At 62.7% G+C, this 15,730-nt stretch carries 16 protein-coding genes; 8 read left to right on the plus strand and 8 right to left on the minus strand.

The annotated features are described in order from the left end of the window. The first annotated feature begins 1 nt into the window (after position 1). Entirely contained in the window at positions 2-1,027 is a 1,026-nt protein-coding gene (lpxK, locus tag AB4Z43_RS13555; protein ID WP_441937883.1) for a tetraacyldisaccharide 4'-kinase, read from the plus strand. Here the strand turns inward: lpxK and AB4Z43_RS13560 are convergent. Together AB4Z43_RS13560 and AB4Z43_RS13565 are read right to left on the minus strand one after the other, a co-directional pair. Beyond that, entirely contained in the window at positions 1,024-1,257 is a 234-nt protein-coding gene (locus tag AB4Z43_RS13560) for a DUF2093 domain-containing protein (protein ID WP_441937885.1), read from the minus strand. The two genes, lpxK and AB4Z43_RS13560, sit on opposite strands and share 4 nt — an antisense overlap. Further along, on the minus strand, positions 1,254-1,577 hold the full coding sequence (locus tag AB4Z43_RS13565) for a hypothetical protein (RefSeq protein WP_245307126.1): 324 nt from the start codon (positions 1,575-1,577) through the stop codon (positions 1,254-1,256). Before AB4Z43_RS13565 ends, AB4Z43_RS13560 begins: the two co-directional genes overlap by 4 nt. On the opposite strand from AB4Z43_RS13565, the gene AB4Z43_RS13570 reads away from it, so the two are divergent. Then, positions 1,567-1,971, plus strand: a complete 405-nt coding sequence (locus AB4Z43_RS13570) for a hypothetical protein (RefSeq protein WP_236952083.1) — start codon at positions 1,567-1,569, stop codon at positions 1,969-1,971. The two genes, AB4Z43_RS13565 and AB4Z43_RS13570, sit on opposite strands and share 11 nt — an antisense overlap. Positions 1,972-1,996: 25 nt before the next feature. On the opposite strand, the gene AB4Z43_RS13575 is transcribed toward AB4Z43_RS13570, so the two are convergent. Then, positions 1,997-2,923, minus strand: a complete 927-nt coding sequence (locus AB4Z43_RS13575; protein WP_038646136.1) for a LysR substrate-binding domain-containing protein — start codon at positions 2,921-2,923, stop codon at positions 1,997-1,999. A gap of 92 nt (positions 2,924-3,015) precedes the next feature. Between AB4Z43_RS13575 and AB4Z43_RS13580 the strand changes: the two genes are divergently transcribed. Beyond that, positions 3,016-3,909, plus strand: a complete 894-nt coding sequence (locus tag AB4Z43_RS13580) for a DMT family transporter (protein ID WP_064984811.1) — start codon at positions 3,016-3,018, stop codon at positions 3,907-3,909. An 81-nt stretch (positions 3,910-3,990) separates the two neighbouring features. Here AB4Z43_RS13580 and AB4Z43_RS13585 read toward each other — a convergent pair whose 3' ends face one another. The 3 genes from AB4Z43_RS13585 to AB4Z43_RS13595 all read right to left on the minus strand — a co-directional run bounded on the left by AB4Z43_RS13585 (position 3,991) and on the right by AB4Z43_RS13595 (position 7,168). Further along, positions 3,991-4,305 carry a DUF1905 domain-containing protein gene (locus tag AB4Z43_RS13585; RefSeq protein WP_019857498.1) on the minus strand — a complete coding sequence of 105 codons (315 nt, stop codon included), beginning with the start codon at positions 4,303-4,305 and terminating at the stop codon, positions 3,991-3,993. Between the two features lie 4 nt (positions 4,306-4,309). Next, entirely contained in the window at positions 4,310-6,199 is a 1,890-nt protein-coding gene (gene mutL / locus AB4Z43_RS13590; RefSeq protein WP_441937888.1) for a DNA mismatch repair endonuclease MutL, read from the minus strand. A gap of 66 nt (positions 6,200-6,265) precedes the next feature. Next, positions 6,266-7,168 carry a LysR substrate-binding domain-containing protein gene (locus tag AB4Z43_RS13595; protein ID WP_019857500.1) on the minus strand — a complete coding sequence of 301 codons (903 nt, stop codon included), beginning with the start codon at positions 7,166-7,168 and terminating at the stop codon, positions 6,266-6,268. Between the two features lie 88 nt (positions 7,169-7,256). Between AB4Z43_RS13595 and AB4Z43_RS13600 the strand changes: the two genes are divergently transcribed. The 4 genes from AB4Z43_RS13600 (at position 7,257) to AB4Z43_RS13615 (ending at position 12,353) form a co-directional block, all read left to right on the plus strand. Continuing rightward, entirely contained in the window at positions 7,257-8,807 is a 1,551-nt protein-coding gene (locus AB4Z43_RS13600) for a trimethylamine methyltransferase family protein (RefSeq protein WP_441937890.1), read from the plus strand. 43 nt (positions 8,808-8,850) lie between these two features. Beyond that, entirely contained in the window at positions 8,851-10,500 is a 1,650-nt protein-coding gene (locus AB4Z43_RS13605; RefSeq protein WP_441937892.1) for an ABC transporter substrate-binding protein, read from the plus strand. A 96-nt stretch (positions 10,501-10,596) separates the two neighbouring features. Further along, complete coding sequence (locus AB4Z43_RS13610; protein WP_441937894.1) at positions 10,597-11,076, plus strand: DUF3828 domain-containing protein; 480 nt, start codon at positions 10,597-10,599, stop codon at positions 11,074-11,076. Positions 11,077-11,369: 293 nt separating this feature from the next. Then, the gene (locus AB4Z43_RS13615; RefSeq protein WP_064984805.1) at positions 11,370-12,353 is read left to right on the plus strand and encodes a right-handed parallel beta-helix repeat-containing protein; all 984 of its coding nucleotides are present in this window, start codon (positions 11,370-11,372) and stop codon (positions 12,351-12,353) included. A gap of 342 nt (positions 12,354-12,695) precedes the next feature. Here the strand turns inward: AB4Z43_RS13615 and AB4Z43_RS13620 are convergent, their stop codons facing one another. Beyond that, positions 12,696-14,288, minus strand: coding sequence for a class I SAM-dependent methyltransferase (locus AB4Z43_RS13620; RefSeq protein WP_441937896.1), 1,593 nt, complete (start codon positions 14,286-14,288; stop codon positions 12,696-12,698). A 305-nt stretch (positions 14,289-14,593) separates the two neighbouring features. Here AB4Z43_RS13620 and AB4Z43_RS13625 point away from each other — a divergent pair, with 305 nt between their 5' ends. Continuing rightward, a complete protein-coding gene (locus AB4Z43_RS13625) occupies positions 14,594-15,178 on the plus strand; it encodes a hypothetical protein (protein WP_019857507.1) in 585 nt (194 codons plus the stop codon). Between the two features lie 6 nt (positions 15,179-15,184). Here AB4Z43_RS13625 and queF read toward each other — a convergent pair whose 3' ends face one another. Further along, a complete protein-coding gene (queF, locus tag AB4Z43_RS13630) occupies positions 15,185-15,646 on the minus strand; it encodes a preQ(1) synthase (RefSeq protein ID WP_010915503.1) in 462 nt (153 codons plus the stop codon). Positions 15,647-15,730: the final 84 nt, after the last annotated feature.

Consider the following 15,730-nt stretch of genomic DNA (forward strand, 5'->3'; position numbering starts at 1 on the left):
CGTGGCCTCCGAAGCACCACCATTCTGGTGGGAAGAGCCGGACTGGAAAGTCCTGGCGCTGTCGCCGCTGTCGGCCGTCTATGCGCTCGTCGCCGGGCGCGGCATGCGGCGGGCCAGGCGCGAGAAGATCGAGGCGCCGGTCCTATGCGTCGGCAATTTCACCGTCGGCGGCACCGGCAAGACGCCGGTCGCTATCGCGCTCGCCCAACAGGCCAAGCGCATGGGGCTGAAGCCCGGTTTCCTGTCGCGCGGCCATGGCGGCTCCTTCGCCGAGCCGCATGTCGTCGATGCCCATCACGATGCCGCCAAGCATGTCGGCGACGAGCCGCTGCTTCTGGCCGAACACGCGCCGGTCGCGGTGACGCCGAACCGCGCCGCCGGCGCCAGGCTGCTCATGGCGAAGCACGGCTGCGATTTCCTGATCATGGATGACGGCTTTCAGAGCGCGCGCATCCATATCGACTACGCGCTGATCGTGGTCGACGCCCGCTACGGCATCGGCAATGGCCGCGTCATTCCGGGCGGTCCGCTGAGGGCAAAGATCGTTGACCAGCTGGTCTTCACCAGCGGGCTGTTGAAGATGGGCGAGGGCACCGCCGCAGACGCCGTGGTGCGCCAGGCGGCGCGCGCCGGCCGGCCGATCTTCGAGGCGCATACCGAGCCCAGCAGCAAGGCCGGGCTTGCCGGCAAACGGTTCCTCGCCTTCGCCGGCATCGGCCATCCCGACAAATTCTTCGACACGGTGCGCGAGGCCGGCGGCGAGGTGGTCCTCTCAAAACCCTTTCCGGACCATCATTTCTACGCCGAGGACGAACTCGCCGAACTGGCGGTGACGGCGCGCGCCGAAGGCTTGGTTCTCATCACCACGGCCAAGGACGCCGCCCGGTTGCGCCACGGCGCCTCACAGGACTTTCTCGACAGGCTCGATGTGCTGGAAATCGACACGGTTTTCGAGCTCGACCATGTGCCCGAACGCATCATCGAGGAAACGCTCGATGCCTGGCGGCAGCGCAAACTGAGGGGTTAGCTGCGCTTGCCCAGCTCAGGATGCACCTCGATCTCGCGGCGCAGCGAAGCGGTGGCGTTGACGTAGGGCTCCTGCCTGGCGACGCTCCAGTATTTCAGCTCATCCAAGGGAATGTTTTCCCCGGTCACCGCGCAACGCACGAACGAGCCGGGGCTGGTGACCTGGAAATCGCCATCCAGGTAGCGGATGCGGGCTTCCTTGCCGCCCGGGCCTTCGAAACGGTTCATCATGCGGTGGTGCCGAGGTTCATACAGATTTCATCGCCACAAATCGCCGCCAAGGTCAAGCTTGCGACAAGCCTCGGACAATGCTGAGGCGCTAGGACAGGTGCGAAAAGCGCTTTTATCGGGGGCATGATGGATATTTCTTCCGCCCGCCTGGCTTCCTTGCTCAAGGAGGCGATGACGCCGCAACCCGTGCCGTCGGCGAAAGCCGATCCGGTCAGGACGGCGCTGGTCAGGGAACTGGTCCAGCCCGCCGCGCCCTCTTTGTTCGCCCAACGCACGGCGCCCGCTTTGTTGGCGATGCCGGCGGCCCCGATGGCCGTCAAATCGCAGCAGATTGCTTCTCCCGGCATCGTGGAGGCCTATCAGGCCCAGCTCGACACACGCGACGAGGCGGTGTTGGCAACGACCGTGGCGAGGAGAACAGCGCCCGAAGCCGAAACGCAGCGCGGCGCCGTGCCGCCTTCGGTAACGGCCAATGACAACGCACCCGCCAGGGCCGCCGGGGTGTCCTTGCTGTCGTTTATCCCGCAGCAGGTTCCGGTGCCGCAAAACGCCGCCGCCATGGGGATGCCGTCGGGACGGCGAAGGCCAGCCAATCAATCTCACGCCGCCGCGACACCCAATCCCGAGGGCCTGCTGGTGAGGATCGGCTTTGTTTCGATCATAACCGGTTTGTTGGCAATGATGTTCGGATTCGTTCTGCTGCTGCTTCGCTGAACGAATCGGAGATAGGCCGGCAGACCTATCGCTCGGCTTCGATGAACGCCTCGATCTTGTCCGGCGCCAATCCGGCCTGCTGCGCGATACGGCGGGCAAGGTCGGCCGCTGCGGTGCGTGGCCGCCCCAGCGGCCGGTCGAGCCAATAGGACACTGGATTGAGCGCGGTGCGCTCGTCGACCGCGGTGATTCGGCCTGACTGCAACTGATGCCCGGTCAGCGGCGGACGCGCCAGCGCAATGCCGAGCCCGTAGGCGGCAGCGTCGAGCACCAGATTGTAGTCCTCGAAGCGGCGATCTTGCGGACGTGGGCGATAATCCATGCCTTGCGCGGCGAACCAGGCGCGCCAGCCGGAGGCGTCGGAATCGTTGATCAGCGGGAATTTGAGCAACCGGGCCGGGTCGCCGCGACCGATCTCGCGAGCCAGTTCCGGTGACGCGACAGGAAAGACATGCTCCTCGAACAGCTGCACCGAGACGCGGCCGGGAATGCCGCCGCGGCCGCAGCGGATCGACAGATCGATGCCTTCATCGGCAAGGTCGGCCTGGCGGATGTCGACATCGAGCACGATGCGCAGCTTGGTGGGATTGTTTTCCAGTGCCGCCATGCGCGGCATCAGCCACAGCCCGCTCACCGAGGGGATCGAGGTCAGCCGCACCACCGCCGTGCCGCGCGGCTCGACCCAGCGGTCGGAATGGCTCGAAATCAGCGCGAAAGCCTCCGACGTGCGCAGATGCAGCCGGTTGCCTTCGATCGTCAGCGTTACGCCGCGCGCACCGCGATCGAACACTTTCAGGCCCAGCCAGTCCTCGAGCTTGGCAATCTGCCGGCTGATGGCTCCATGGGTGATGTTGAGCTTTTCAGCGGCCGCCGAAAAACTGCCGGTTCGCGCCGCCGCGTCGAAGGCACGCAGGGTTTCGAGCGGCACCATTGTGTCTGAGCTGTGATCCATAGTCACAGGTGATCCTCGATTTGGTCGTTTGTCAACAGACGGGAAAAGGCGTTTTGTGGCCTCCAGGACGGGAACAGCATGAGGACGGTGAGATGAGCGCGATGACGGGCACGTTGAATCAGACACAGCGGATGGACACCACGGCCGCCATCGCCGTGGCGCTGACGGTGGTCGGCTGGGCCTCCGCTTTTCCGGCCATCCGCGCCGGCCTTGCCGCCTTCGGGCCGCTGGAACTGGGCTCCCTGCGCTTTGCCATCGCCGCGGTGCCGGCGGCGATCTTCCTTGCCGTCAAGCGCCCGGCACTGCCCAGGCTCGACGAGGTGTGGCGCCTCGTCTTTGGCGGGGCAATTTTCGTCGCGCTCTACACTGTCATGCTCAATTTCGGCGAGCTGACCGTCTCGGCGGGAGCCGCCGGCTTCATCATCAATGTCAGCCCGATCTTCACCGCCATCATGGCGATGGCGCTGCTCGGCGAGCGCTTTTCAAGGTGGGCCTGGGCTGGCACGGCGATATCCTTCGCCGGCATCGGCGTCATAGCAATGTCAGACGGACAAGGCTTACATTTCAATGCTGGTGCACTGCTCGTGCTTGGCTCCGCGCTCTGTTCGGCCGTCAACACTATCGTCCAGAAGCCCCTGTTTGCCCGCCATCACCCGCTGACCATCTCGGCCTCGAATATGATTCTTGGCGCACTTTGCCTGTCCCCCTTTCTGCCGAGCGGTTTCGCGCAGGCAGCCGTGGCCAACACCGCCGGTCTCGGCGCCGTCATCTTTCTTGGCATCGTGCCCAGCCTGATCGCTTATGCCGCCTGGGCAACCGCGCTGTCGCGTCTGCCGGCCGCCCGTGCCTCCAACTTCCTCTATCTGGTTTCGCCTATGTCTGCCCTGATCGGCTTCTTCTGGCTGGGCGAAGTGCCGACGCTACTCGGCATCCTCGGCGGCGCGCTGGCACTCGGCGGCGTCATCGTAGTGAATTTGAAGCGTTAGACCAAAGGGTTGGCTGCCTTTCCCGAATCAAGACGAGAGCCGCGCCAGACCATCGATCAAGAGGACCGCCCGCGGGCCGCGTTATCGGCCGCGAAGGTGTATCGCGATGGAAGCGGAAATCGAATCGCCTGCCGTTAGATTGCACTGGCGCCGGACGTCGTCCTTCAGGGGCAAAAGGTAGCTTCCGCCCTTGGGAAACAGGGATGTGGCGAACATAAAGCCATCAATAGTCGCCTCGACAGGTATCACCCCCCAGCCATAGGTCGCGAACTTCGCGACTTTCTTGATCTCGTCGCCATGCTGCTCGGGTATCGGCGCGAAGAAGTATGGCGAAGGGCCCCTCCAGTGGATCACCTCGGCTTCGAACCGGAACCGGACCGTCTGTTCGCCGCCCACAGGCTTACCGCCGCCCGAACAGCCGCTCGATATCGGCCAGCTTCAGCTCGATATAGGTCGGCCGCCCGTGGTTGCAGGTGCCGGAACCGGGCGTCGCCTCCATCTGGCGCAGCAGCGCGTTCATCTCCTCGGCCTTGAGCAGCCGGCCGGAACGAACCGAGCCGTGGCAGGCCATGGTGGCGGCGATCTTGTCCAGCCTCTCCTTGAGCGTCTCGACCGTGTCGTTGTCGGCGATCTCGTCGGCGAGGTCGCGCACCAATTGCTGGACATTGGTTTCGCCCAGCATCGACGGCGTCTCGCGCACGGCAACGGCGCCCGGGCCGAAACGCTCGATGCCGAGGCCGAAGCGGGCGAGCGTTTCGGAGTGCATGGCGAGCCGCTCGGCATCCTCTTCCGGCAGGTCGATAATCTCAGGCAGAAGCAGCATCTGCGAGGGCACGGGGCGCGAATGCAGCGCGTTCTTCAGCGCTTCGTACACCAGCCGCTCATGCGCGGCGTGCTGGTCGACGATGACGAGCGAATCCCTGGTCTGGGCAACGATGTAGTTCTCATGCACCTGGGCGCGGGCCGCACCGAGCACCGTGCCGAGCAGCGTCTCCGCCGCCTCGCTCTGCCCGGCGCGCGCATCGGCGCTGGCAAGCGGACCGGTATCGAAAGCCGCCTGGTCGGGTTCGCCAAAACCGCCATTCCTTGCGCTGGCGCGTTCGAAGCCCGCACCCTCGAATTGCATGTCGAGCGGCCGCTGCGGTGAGCGTGAGGGATCGAAACCGGTGGAGCCGGATGCATGGAATGCTGCTTCGTAGCTGCGATGGCCATTGGCCGGGCCGCCATGACTGTAGGGTGCGGCACCCGGCCGGAATGCCGCCATCATGCCTGCGGCTCCCGTCGTGGCCGAGCGAATGCCGGCATCGGCCAATGCCTGGCGTATGGCGCCGACGATCAGCCCGCGCACCAGGCCCGGATCGCGGAAGCGCACATCGGCCTTGGCCGGGTGGACATTGACGTCGACGATGGCCGGATCGAGCGAAAGAAACAGCACCGTCACCGCGTGGCGGTCGCGCGGCAGCACATCGGCGAAGGCGCCGCGGATGGCGCCGGCGATCAGCTTGTCGCGCACCGGCCTGCCATTGACATACGCATATTGCTGCAGCGCGTTGGCGCGGGTGAAGGACGGGATCGACACATGGCCGGTCAGATGCACGCCTTCGCGCATCGCGTCGATGGCGATGGAATTGTCGGGAAATTCCGCCCCCATCACCTGGGCAACGCGGCGCAGGCTGCCTTCCGGACCGTCATGGGTCGCCGGCAATTCCAGGGTCGAGCGGTCAGAGCCGGCGAGCGTGAACCGCACGGCCGGAAAGGCGATGGCGATGCGTTTGACGACATCGCTGGTCGCCGAGCTTTCAGCCCGCTCGCCCTTCATGAATTTGAGCCGCGCCGGCGTGGCGAAGAACAGGTCGCGCACCTCGACCGTGGTCCCGCGATTGGCCGCCGCAGGCCTTACGGGCAGGACGCGGCCGCCCTCGATGCCGATTTCGGCGGCGCTGTCGCCTAACGCCGTGCGCGACCGAATCGACAGCCGCGACACCGAGCCGATCGAGGGCAACGCTTCGCCGCGAAAGCCGAGCGAGCGGATGTCGTTGATATCCTCGCCGAGCTTGGAGGTGCAGTGGCGCGCAATCGCCAGCGCCAACTCCTGTTGGGGGATGCCGGAGCCGTCATCGGTGACGCGGATCAGGTTCAGCCCGCCACCTGAGGTGACGATTTCGACGCGCGAGGCGCCAGCATCAAGTGCATTCTCGACCAGTTCCTTGACCACGCTCGCCGGACGCTCGATGACTTCGCCGGCGGCGATCTGGTTGATCATCGTTTCGGAAAGCTGGCGAATGGGCATGGCGACAGTATAGGCGGATTCGTGTGGTGCGGGCGAGGGCGAACTGCGTGGGACCGTGAAACGGTTTTATGCCTGCGCGGCCAGCCAATCCCTGACCTTGCGGGCATTGTCGCTGAGTTCCCGGTTCTTCGGCCAGACGATATAGAAGGCTTTGCCGGTCTTGAGCACGTGGTCCGTCACCTGCACCAGAAGTCCCGTCGCCAGCAGCCGCTCGGCAAGGTGCCGCCAGCCGAGCGCGATTCCTTGCCCCTCCATCACGCCCTGGATGACCAGGCCATAATCATTGATGCGCAGGCCGCGTGCGGTGTCGCCGAGGCTGCCGCCGGCCGACTGGAACCATTCGTCCCAGCTCGCCGCCTCGCGATACGGCTCCTCGAGATGGATGAGACGGTGCGTCGCCAATTCCCCCACGGTCTTCGGCATGCCGAACTTGGCCAGGTAGCTGGTGCCGGCGACGGGGAAAATCTCCTCATCGGCAAGCGGCAGCGAATGGTAGTCCGGCCAGTCCCGGGGCTCGCCGCCGCGCACCGCCAGCGGGATGCCTTCGGCGATGATGTCGAGGTCGCGGTCGGCGGTCTGGATGCGCAGATCGATGCCCGGCAATTCGTCACGGAACTGCTGCAGGCGCGGCATCATCCAGAACGAGCCGAAGGCGGTCGACGCGGCAAGCGTCACATGGCCACCGGTCGCCTGCAGGCGGAGATCCTCGGCCGACTTGCGGATATGCGATAGCCCCAGCGAGACATCGGCGTGGAAGCGTTCGCCGGCTTCGGTCAGGCTGACCTGCCGATGGCGGCGCTGGAACAGCTTGGCGCCGAGCTGCTCCTCCAGCCCGCGCACCGCGTAGGAGACGGCGGCCTGCGTCATGCCGAGCTCGCGCCCGGCGGCGGTGAAGCTCGACAGCCGGCCGGCCGCCTCGAAGACGATCAGGCTGCCGGCGGAGGGCAGAAGGTGGCGCAGGCTTCGCATAAGCACAGCTTATACAGAAGATCAGGATTTTCCAGCGTCACAGCCATATTTCGGGTCGCTAACGTGGTGGCGGGAAGAAGGAGGCTCCATGAACGTACCGGCCGTCGAATTGACCGAACAGACCCACCGCCGCGGCGGTGGCCGTCTTGGCCGCAAGGCGCTCAGAAGCGCGCCGATCGCTTCCTTTCCGACCTTGGTGCGCAACATCCCCGTCTATGAGATCGTGCCTGACGAGGCGGTGGAACTGATCCACGAGGAATCGGTCAAGATCCTCGAGGAGGTGGGCTGCGAATTCCGCGACGACGGCGCGATCGAGCTCTGGAAGGCGGCCGGTGCCGATGTCAGGCAGACGCGCGTCCGCATCGATCGCGCGCTGCTGATGGAACTCGTCTCGAAGGTTCCGTCGGAGTTCACGCTCAATGCGCGCAACCCCGAGCGCACGGTGCGCGTCGGCGGCAAGAACTCGATTTTCGTGCCGATGTATGGCGCACCCTACGTCCGCGACCTCGACAATGTCAGGCGCTACGGCACGCTCGCCGACCTCAACAATTTCCACAAAATGGCCTATATGGCGCCGGCGCTGCATTCCTCGAGTTCGGTCATCTGCGAGCCGATGGAAATCGCGGTGCCGAAACGGCATCTGCACATCATCCACTCGGCGCTCAAGCATTCCGACAAGCCGTTCATGGGTATCGTGACGTCGAAGGAGCGCGCCGAGGACACGATGGCAATGGCCGGCATCGTCTTCGGCGAGGCGTTCGTCCGCGACAACCCTGTGCTGGTGGCAATCACCAACTGCAATTCGCCGCTGGTATGGGACGCCACCATGATCGACGCCATGCGGGTCTACGCGAGCCACAACCAGCCGCTGATCCTGGCGCCTTTCGCGCTGTGCGGCGCTTCGACCTCGGCTTCCGCCGTCGGCGCGGTGGCGCAGGTCAACGCCGAGGCGCTTGCCGGCGTGGCGCTGACCCAGCTTATCCGCCCAGGCTCGCCGCAAATCTACGGCCAGTTCATGGTCACGGTCGACATGAAGACCGGCGCGCCGATGGGCGGCACGCCGGAAGCCGCCCAGATGATGTATCTGATGGGCGCGCTGGCGCGGAAATACCGGCTGCCCTGGCGCACGTCCGGCTTCCATGTCGGCTCGAAGCTGAACGACGCGCAGGCGGGATACGAATCGAACATGCTCATGCATGCCGCCATCCTTTCCGGCGCCAACTACATCTGGCATTCGGCTGGATGGCTGGAGGCCGGGCTGACCTGCGGCTATTCGAAATTCGCCACCGACTGCGAGCAGCTTGTCGGCTGGTACAAATATGCCGGGGGGGTGTCCTTCGACGATTTCAAGGAGGCCATGGCGGCGATCCGCGAGGTCGGACCGCAGGGCCATTTCCTAGGCACCCAGCACACGCTCGAACATTTCGAGTCCGCCTTCTTCATGCCCTCGATCATGGATTTCAACTCCTACGAACAGTGGAATGCCGAAGGGGCGAAGGACCATGACACGCGCGGCCGCGAGAAAGCACGCAACATGCTTGCCGATTACGAGGAACCGAAGCTCGACGTGGGTATTGCCGAAGGTCTCAGGGATTTGATAGCGCGGCGCGAGGAGAAGCTGCCGGATACGGTGAGTTGACCAAAGGGCGAAGACCCGACGGGAACCATAAGGGAGGAAGAAAATGACATTTTTCACAAGCAATGGCGACCGCGTCCCGAGCGCTATCGAGGCCATGGCGCAAGAGGCACGCGCCGGCCGCATGGACCGGCGTGAGTTCCTGGCGCTGGCGAGCGCCTTCGGTGCATCGACGGCTCTTGCCTATGGCATGATCGGCCTTGCCGCGCCGCGACAGGCCCTGGCCGAGGAGCCGAAGAAGGGCGGCACACTGCGCGTCTCGATGTCGGTCAAGGCGCAAAAGGACCCGCGCACCTACGACTGGGTGGAACTGGCCAACATTTCGCGCAGCTGGCTGGAGCCGCTGGTGCGCTACACCAGGCAATTCACCTTCGAGCCGGTGCTGCTAGAAAGCTGGGATATCAACGACGACGCCACCGAATATGTCCTGCATGTGCGCAAGGGCATCACCTGGAACAATGGCGATGCCTTCAATGCCGATGACGTCGCCTACAATCTGGCGCGCTGGTGCGAAAAAGGCGTCGCCGGCAATTCGATGGCCGCACGCGTCGGCGCGCTGATCGACTCAAAAACCGGCAAGGCGCGGGATGGCGCGATCACCAAGGTCGACGACCACACCGTCAAGCTGAAGCTCAGCGAACCCGACATTTCGCTGATCCCGAACTTCACCGATTATCCCGCGCTCGTCGTCCACCGCAACTTCGATGCCGACGGCGCCGATCCGGTCAAGAAGCCGATCGGGACGGGTCCGTTCGAACTCGTCTCTTACGATGTCGGCCAGAAGGCGGTGGTGAAGCGCCGCGAGAACGGCAAATGGTGGGGTGGCGAGACGCCGCTCGACGGCGTCGAATTCGTCGACTACGGCACCGACTTCAATGCCACGGTGAACGCTTTTGATTCCGGCGAGATCGACCTCAATTTCGAGAGCCCGGCCGACTTCATCGACATTCTCGACAAGATGGGCCTGCAGAAATCCGAGGTCGCGACGGCAACGACACTGGTTGCCCGCACCAACATCACGCACAAGCCCTATGACGACAAGCGGGTGCGCAACGCGCTGCAGATGGCCGTCGACAACAATGCCGTCTTGCAGCTCGGCTATGCCGGGCGCGGCACGGTCGGCGAGAACCATCATGTCAGCCCGATCCATCCGGAATATTATCCCCTGCCCAAGAAGGAGCGTGACGCCGCCGGCGCCAAGAAACTGATGGCGGAAGCCGGTCAGGCCGACTTCGAGCACGAGCTGATCACCATCGAGGACGATTGGCAGAAGAACACCGGCGACGCGATCGCCGGTCAATTGCGCGATGCCGGCATCAAGGTGAAGCGCACGGTGCTGCCGGGGTCGACCTTCTGGAACGACTGGACGAAATATCCTTATTCGATGACCATCTGGTACATGCGTCCGCTTGGCGTCCAGGTGCTGGCGCTGGGTTATCGCAGCGGCGAGGCGTGGAATGAGTCAGCCTATTCCAATCCCGATTTCGACGCCAAGCTCAAACAGGCGCTCTCGCTGATCGACGTCGCCAAGCGCAAGGAGGTGATGAAGGACGTCGAGCAGATCCTGCAGGACTCCGGAGTCATCATCCAGCCGTTCTGGCAGAAGCTGTATAGCCACACCAGCAAGAAGGTGAAGAACTACGGCGTCCACCAGACCTTCGAGATGGACCTCCAGAACGTCTGGCTCGACGGCTGAAAGGAGCCGGGCAGGGGCTTCATGAGCGGCAAAAAAGCCGGTATGCAGGATGCGTGGTGTTGATTGCTTCAAGCCATCAAAAGCCGGAGATCCTGCATGAGACGGACAGTGCTCCTTGCCGCCCTCGCGACAGCCTTGCCCGCGGCCGCCTTCGCCGGACCGGCGTCCGACGCCGTGAAGTTCTTCTATTTTCCGGCGGTCAAATTCGAGGCCGACGCACAATACCGGGATCGTTTCGTCGAGCCGGTGACGAAACTGTTCGATCTCAACGACCAGGCGACCAAGAAGAATCCCGACCAGGTCGCCTGCATCGACTTCGATCCCGGTCTTGATGCGCAGGATTTCGACCAGAAGACCGTCTCCAAAACCCTGAAATTGTCCGAGACGGTGGATGGCGACGCGGCACAAGTGGTGGCAAGCTTCAAGCTGTTTTCGGACGGAGACGATTCGCAACGCGAAATGCGCTGGTCGCTGAAGCAGGTCGACGGCAAATGGAAGGTATCGGACATTGCTTCGAAGACCAGCGGCTGGACGCTGAGCCAACTCGAATGCATGGCGGGCCAAGATCCGGAGTGATGCCATGAGCCTTGGCCGTTCCGGCCGGGGGCGTCGAAACGGCGGAATCATGTCGCGCTCGGCATCTCCGACGCGTGAAGTTTCTAAATTTCATGGAATGCCAAGCGCTTCGAATGTAGTGTGAAGGCGATGTAACAATGGCATGATGGCGGTTGCGTAGCTTGGCGGATTGCCACGCGCACGAGAAATTCAAATCAGCGATCCGGTTTTGACGTCACGTTGCTTTTGACAAGGCGAAGCGCTAGACTTCCTCCGCTTGGTTGTGGACGAATCTCTTGTTCAATTTAGGGGGAATGATCACGAAAATTCTAGGCTACCTATTATCATCGCTGTTTCTCGCTTTGGCGATGGCGGTGATCGCCACGCCGGCTTCCGCTCAAGCGACCCGGACCTGGGTTTCCGGCGTCGGCGACGACGCCAATCCGTGCAGCCGCACGGCGCCTTGCAAGACCTTTGCCGGCGCGATCTCGAAGACGGCTGTCAGCGGGGAGATCAACTGCCTCGATCCAGGTGGCTTCGGTGTGGTGACAATCACCAAGTCGATTACGATCGACTGTGTATATACGGAAGGCGGGGTTCTCTCCGCCGGAACCAATGGTGTCGTTGTCAACGCTCCGGCTGGAAGCGTTGTGCATCTCAGGGGGCTGGATATCGATGGCGTGGGCACGGGCGTAAATGGCGTGCGCTTTCTTGGTCAGGGCCAACTGCATATCGAGGATTCGATCATCCAGCGGGTCACCGGCCAGGGCGTGGAAGTCGCGCCGAACGGACCTACCGAAGTCTATATCAGCAATACCCGGATATCCGAGGCAGCCACGAATGGCATTCTGATCAAGACGACTGGCGCCGTTGGGATAAACGCTGCGTTCACACGAACGGAGGTCACAAACAACGGCACCGGTATCACTGTCGATGGGACGGGTAACACCTTGGCCATAAATATGGCGTTGACGGCTAGCCTGGTCAGCGGGAACGGCGGCAACGGCGTGACCGTGAAGACGGTTGCCGCAGCCTCCCCGGTCCGCGCCACGGTAACAAATACGACGGTGTCATCCAATGCCGGCGTGGGCGTGAATGCCAATGGTGCGGCTGCCAGCGGCGCCGGCAGTTCGATCGTCACTCTTGGCGGATCGACCGTGTTCGCCAACTTAACCGGTGTCGGCGCTAGCGGATCGGGTGTGGTGCAGTCGTTCAAGAACAATATGATTTCCGGAAATGTCTCGGATGGCACGCCGCTGACGGCATTCCCTGGACCTGGAGGCGCTCCGCTGCAATAAGCGTTCTTGTTGCATGACAGATCATTCCACCGGGCCGTGCTCGCTGTCCGGTGGAATGCAGTAAGACCTGAAGACCAAGCTTTCCACGGACTTTGGGCGTGCGTCAGCGAGAACAGTTCCAGGAAAGGTGTGTGCGGTTTTCCTGGGAAAGGCGCGTAGCGCTTTCCCCTGGGAACTGCGTCAAAACAAAGAGTTAGAGCAGTTCGCCGTTTCCGTGAAACGGTGAAAAGATCTAGCCACTTTGTTTCGGTGCTGCATGGCGCCGCGCTGGCAGCCTTCAGGCTGCTTAGCCGCACGGAACATCTTGAACCTCGATCGATCGCGTTCGCAGGCGACCGGCAATCAACCCTGAAGCGATTGCAGGATAAATGGAACCATACCGGCGCGGGGCTTTCCCTGATAAAAGCAATGATATGAAGGTCTGAGATAGGGACCGCCAAAGATTGCCTCGTATTCGCCGGCAAAAGCCTCCCACCTGTTTTTGCCCGAGGTCGCCACCGAATCATGGACCTGGTGAAACGTCCCCTCGCTGAGCAGGCAGACATTGCGCGCGTCAGGGCGCGTCACGTAGCGACGAAATATCTCGAGATTTGCCAAGCCGCCGCCTGGGGACGTGAAACGTTCGTCGAAGCCACCATGTCGGTCGAACGACGTGCGGCTTATCGAGAAAGAATTGCTTTCCGTGATGTCGCCGAAGAAACCATTGCTTGAGGATCCGGCGAGTACCGAAATCCCGAACAGCCCGTCCGCCTCGTCAGGCCAGCGCGCCGCACGGATCAATCCGTCTTCGATCTCTGCCCCATATCCTTCCGGCACCGACTCCATTTGCACCTTAGGACCAATGTGCCAGGCCAGAGAGAACACAAAGGCATCCTCCATCCGGTCATGAGCTTTTACAGTCTCCTCGATCAGCCGTTCGGAGAATATGCGGGCGCCATCGATGGCAAACAACAAAATCTCCCCTTTGGCGATTTCGCGGGCAGCCCAATTCAGAGCAAACACCGGGGATTGCCTGGGGTCTGGTGCTCTTACGATTTGCACATTTGGCGGCAGATTGTCGTATGTGAGCGGCGTGCTTGAACCGTTGTCGACAACGATGACTTCGTATTCATCCGACCTCAGTCCCTTCTGATAGGGAGCGGTCGCGGACAGGATCGTGCGGGGTGCCTCGCGCGCCATCTCGTAGGCACAGATGATGACCGAGAGGCGCGGCCTGCACTGCAACAATGCCGGCGCCACGCGCCGGTCCGATTGCATCGAAGCCTTGGCCGCGCGCTGGGCCGCGACGATCCCAAGATCGTTAACCAACAGATCCGTGGCGCGTGGTTGCATGTGGTCCCGGATGGCTGCGACGGTTGGAAATGACCACTTCCCAGCCAGTATGTCGGCTTCGATGGCGCCATAGTTGGCGGTGAGCACGTTCGACGACGGATCGAGCCGGGTCACCAGGCCGAAACCCTTCATGTCGACATCATAAACTCGGATGTCCAGATCGGGCCGGTAGTGGCGAAGAATAGGTATCAGGCGATAGACATCACCAGTCCAGATAGTTGTGTTGCGTTGCCGTGATGCGTAATCCATGTGCTGGGGCAGCAGGTCATCAATGACAATGACGCTGTCTGGGCTGGCATGCCTCTCCAGATTCATGAAATCGCGCAGTGCGAATTCGACAAGATGCAACCCGTCGATGAACGCCAAATCGATGGGTGCCCCCAGAATTTGCGCCACGTCGTCGCGTGCGAAGAAACTGTCGCTCGTGGTGTTGAACAACCGCGTGGGGGCGGTCAACGCGACCTTGATCTCATAGTCGGGATCGATGCCGATGGCCGGGACTCTTGACAGAGCCAGGCTATAGCCCAGTCTGCAGCCGATCTCGCAATAGTTGGCCGGCCGAAGCGTTTCATGGGTTAGCCCCAAGGCGTCTAGATAGTTCAAGAGACGGTCTTCCTTGTTGACGGAACCGGCCAGGGTACTGGCACAATATACGCAAACCCGCCAGCCAGACATGGCTGTAAGTTTCTTGGTGCCGGCAGGCTTTGGGGTCGTTTGCGTTGCCGATGATCCTGATTCGCCGATGGTTCCGCTGAAATGATTGTTTTTGAACGCTTCGCGCGGGCGTGCGCCTCGACGTGCTTGTTGGCTTCCTCAAATTCTGCATCTTTGTGACCAGGTTTCGACGACCAAAGGCTGGACATTCCGCCGGCCTGACCGCATGACCGTTAGAAGCCTGGAGTGATGCGATGGCCCGTCTTATGGCCCTGGTGATCGTGTGCGTTTTGACTGGGTCCTGCGCCGCCGCCGCTCAAGGTCTGTTCGGCTCACCACCGCCGAACGCGCCGTCCGCCGGCGGCCAGCCTCCAGACAACAACGCTACGCCTCCTGCCGCAACGCCGGCGCCGCAGGAAAAGCCGGTCGAGTTGCCGCCGGCGGCGCCCGTTCTGCCGGGATCGCCGACGGCGGTGGTGAAGCCCTTTTACGAACATCCCGGGCTGGAACTCGATCCAGCCCAACGCAAGAACTTCATCGATCCAGCGAAAACCGTGCTCGACAAGAGTGACGCGCTGCGCGCTTCGGGTGAGGGCGAATGCCTCGACCCCAACATGGCACTCGACAACGCCGACTACGACAAGCTCGCCATCGACCGGAGCTTGCGCACGGTCGAGGCCGCCAACGACGACGAAGCCAAGGTGGTCGTGGCGTTCGTTGTCGAAGGTCACCAGCACCGTCTCGAATGGAAGCTCAAGAAGGTTGGCGGTGACTGGAAGATTTCTGATCTTCTGTCGGTGACCGGCGAATGGGCGCTCAGCCAGTATCAGTGCGAATGAGGGGGCTCAGCCGCGCCCGCGATAGGGGGCGACGCCGGTGTCCGGCAGCCAGGCGCCTTCAGGTGGAGCGCCGGTCTGCCAGAAAACGTCGATCGGAATGCCGCCGCGCGGATACCAATAGCCGCCTATGCGCAACCACAGCGGCTTGGTTGCTGCCACGATGCGACGGCCGATCATGACGGTACAATCCTCATGGAAGGCGCCGTGGTTGCGAAACGAGGTCATGAACAGCTTCAACGACTTCGATTCCACCAAAGCCGCATCGGGTGCGTAGTCGATGACGATATGGGCGAAATCCGGCTGGCCGGTCACCGGGCACAGCGAGGTGAACTCGGGGCAGGTGAAGCGCACGATCGCCGGCGGGCCGTCGCCGCGCGAAAACGGCACGGTTTCCAGGACCGCTGCTTCGGGGCTCTGTGGCGTCTCGACGTGCGCGCCGAGCTGGGTAAGGGTTTTGGTGTCGATCATGGGCGGGGTTCCTTCGAATTTGCCGCTCATTAGCATCGGACCGAAACGTGCGCAGCGGTTTTCAGACGAATCCGATGCTTAAAT

It is taken from the genome of Mesorhizobium sp. 2RAF45 (assembly GCF_052115225.1).
GTDB classification, from domain to species: domain Bacteria; phylum Pseudomonadota; class Alphaproteobacteria; order Rhizobiales; family Rhizobiaceae; genus Mesorhizobium; species Mesorhizobium jarvisii.

What these genes read in the sequence shown, in the direction of transcription:
- AB4Z43_RS13575 (WP_038646136.1), bottom strand. Translation starts at nt 2,923, where the DNA reads ATGGATCACAGCTCAGACACAATGGTGCCGCTCGAAACCCTGCGTGCC.
- AB4Z43_RS13600 (WP_441937890.1), top strand. Translation starts at nt 7,257, where the DNA reads ATGAACGTACCGGCCGTCGAATTGACCGAACAGACCCACCGCCGCGGC.
- queF (WP_010915503.1), bottom strand. Translation starts at nt 15,646, where the DNA reads ATGATCGACACCAAAACCCTTACCCAGCTCGGCGCGCACGTCGAGACG.
- AB4Z43_RS13625 (WP_019857507.1), top strand. Translation starts at nt 14,594, where the DNA reads ATGGCCCGTCTTATGGCCCTGGTGATCGTGTGCGTTTTGACTGGGTCC.
- AB4Z43_RS13610 (WP_441937894.1), top strand. Translation starts at nt 10,597, where the DNA reads ATGAGACGGACAGTGCTCCTTGCCGCCCTCGCGACAGCCTTGCCCGCG.
- mutL (WP_441937888.1), bottom strand. Translation starts at nt 6,199, where the DNA reads ATGCCCATTCGCCAGCTTTCCGAAACGATGATCAACCAGATCGCCGCC.
- AB4Z43_RS13560 (WP_441937885.1), bottom strand. Translation starts at nt 1,257, where the DNA reads ATGATGAACCGTTTCGAAGGCCCGGGCGGCAAGGAAGCCCGCATCCGC.
- AB4Z43_RS13605 (WP_441937892.1), top strand. Translation starts at nt 8,851, where the DNA reads ATGACATTTTTCACAAGCAATGGCGACCGCGTCCCGAGCGCTATCGAG.
- AB4Z43_RS13570 (WP_236952083.1), top strand. Translation starts at nt 1,567, where the DNA reads ATGGCCGTCAAATCGCAGCAGATTGCTTCTCCCGGCATCGTGGAGGCC.
- AB4Z43_RS13580 (WP_064984811.1), top strand. Translation starts at nt 3,016, where the DNA reads ATGAGCGCGATGACGGGCACGTTGAATCAGACACAGCGGATGGACACC.
- AB4Z43_RS13615 (WP_064984805.1), top strand. Translation starts at nt 11,370, where the DNA reads ATGATCACGAAAATTCTAGGCTACCTATTATCATCGCTGTTTCTCGCT.
- AB4Z43_RS13595 (WP_019857500.1), bottom strand. Translation starts at nt 7,168, where the DNA reads ATGCGAAGCCTGCGCCACCTTCTGCCCTCCGCCGGCAGCCTGATCGTC.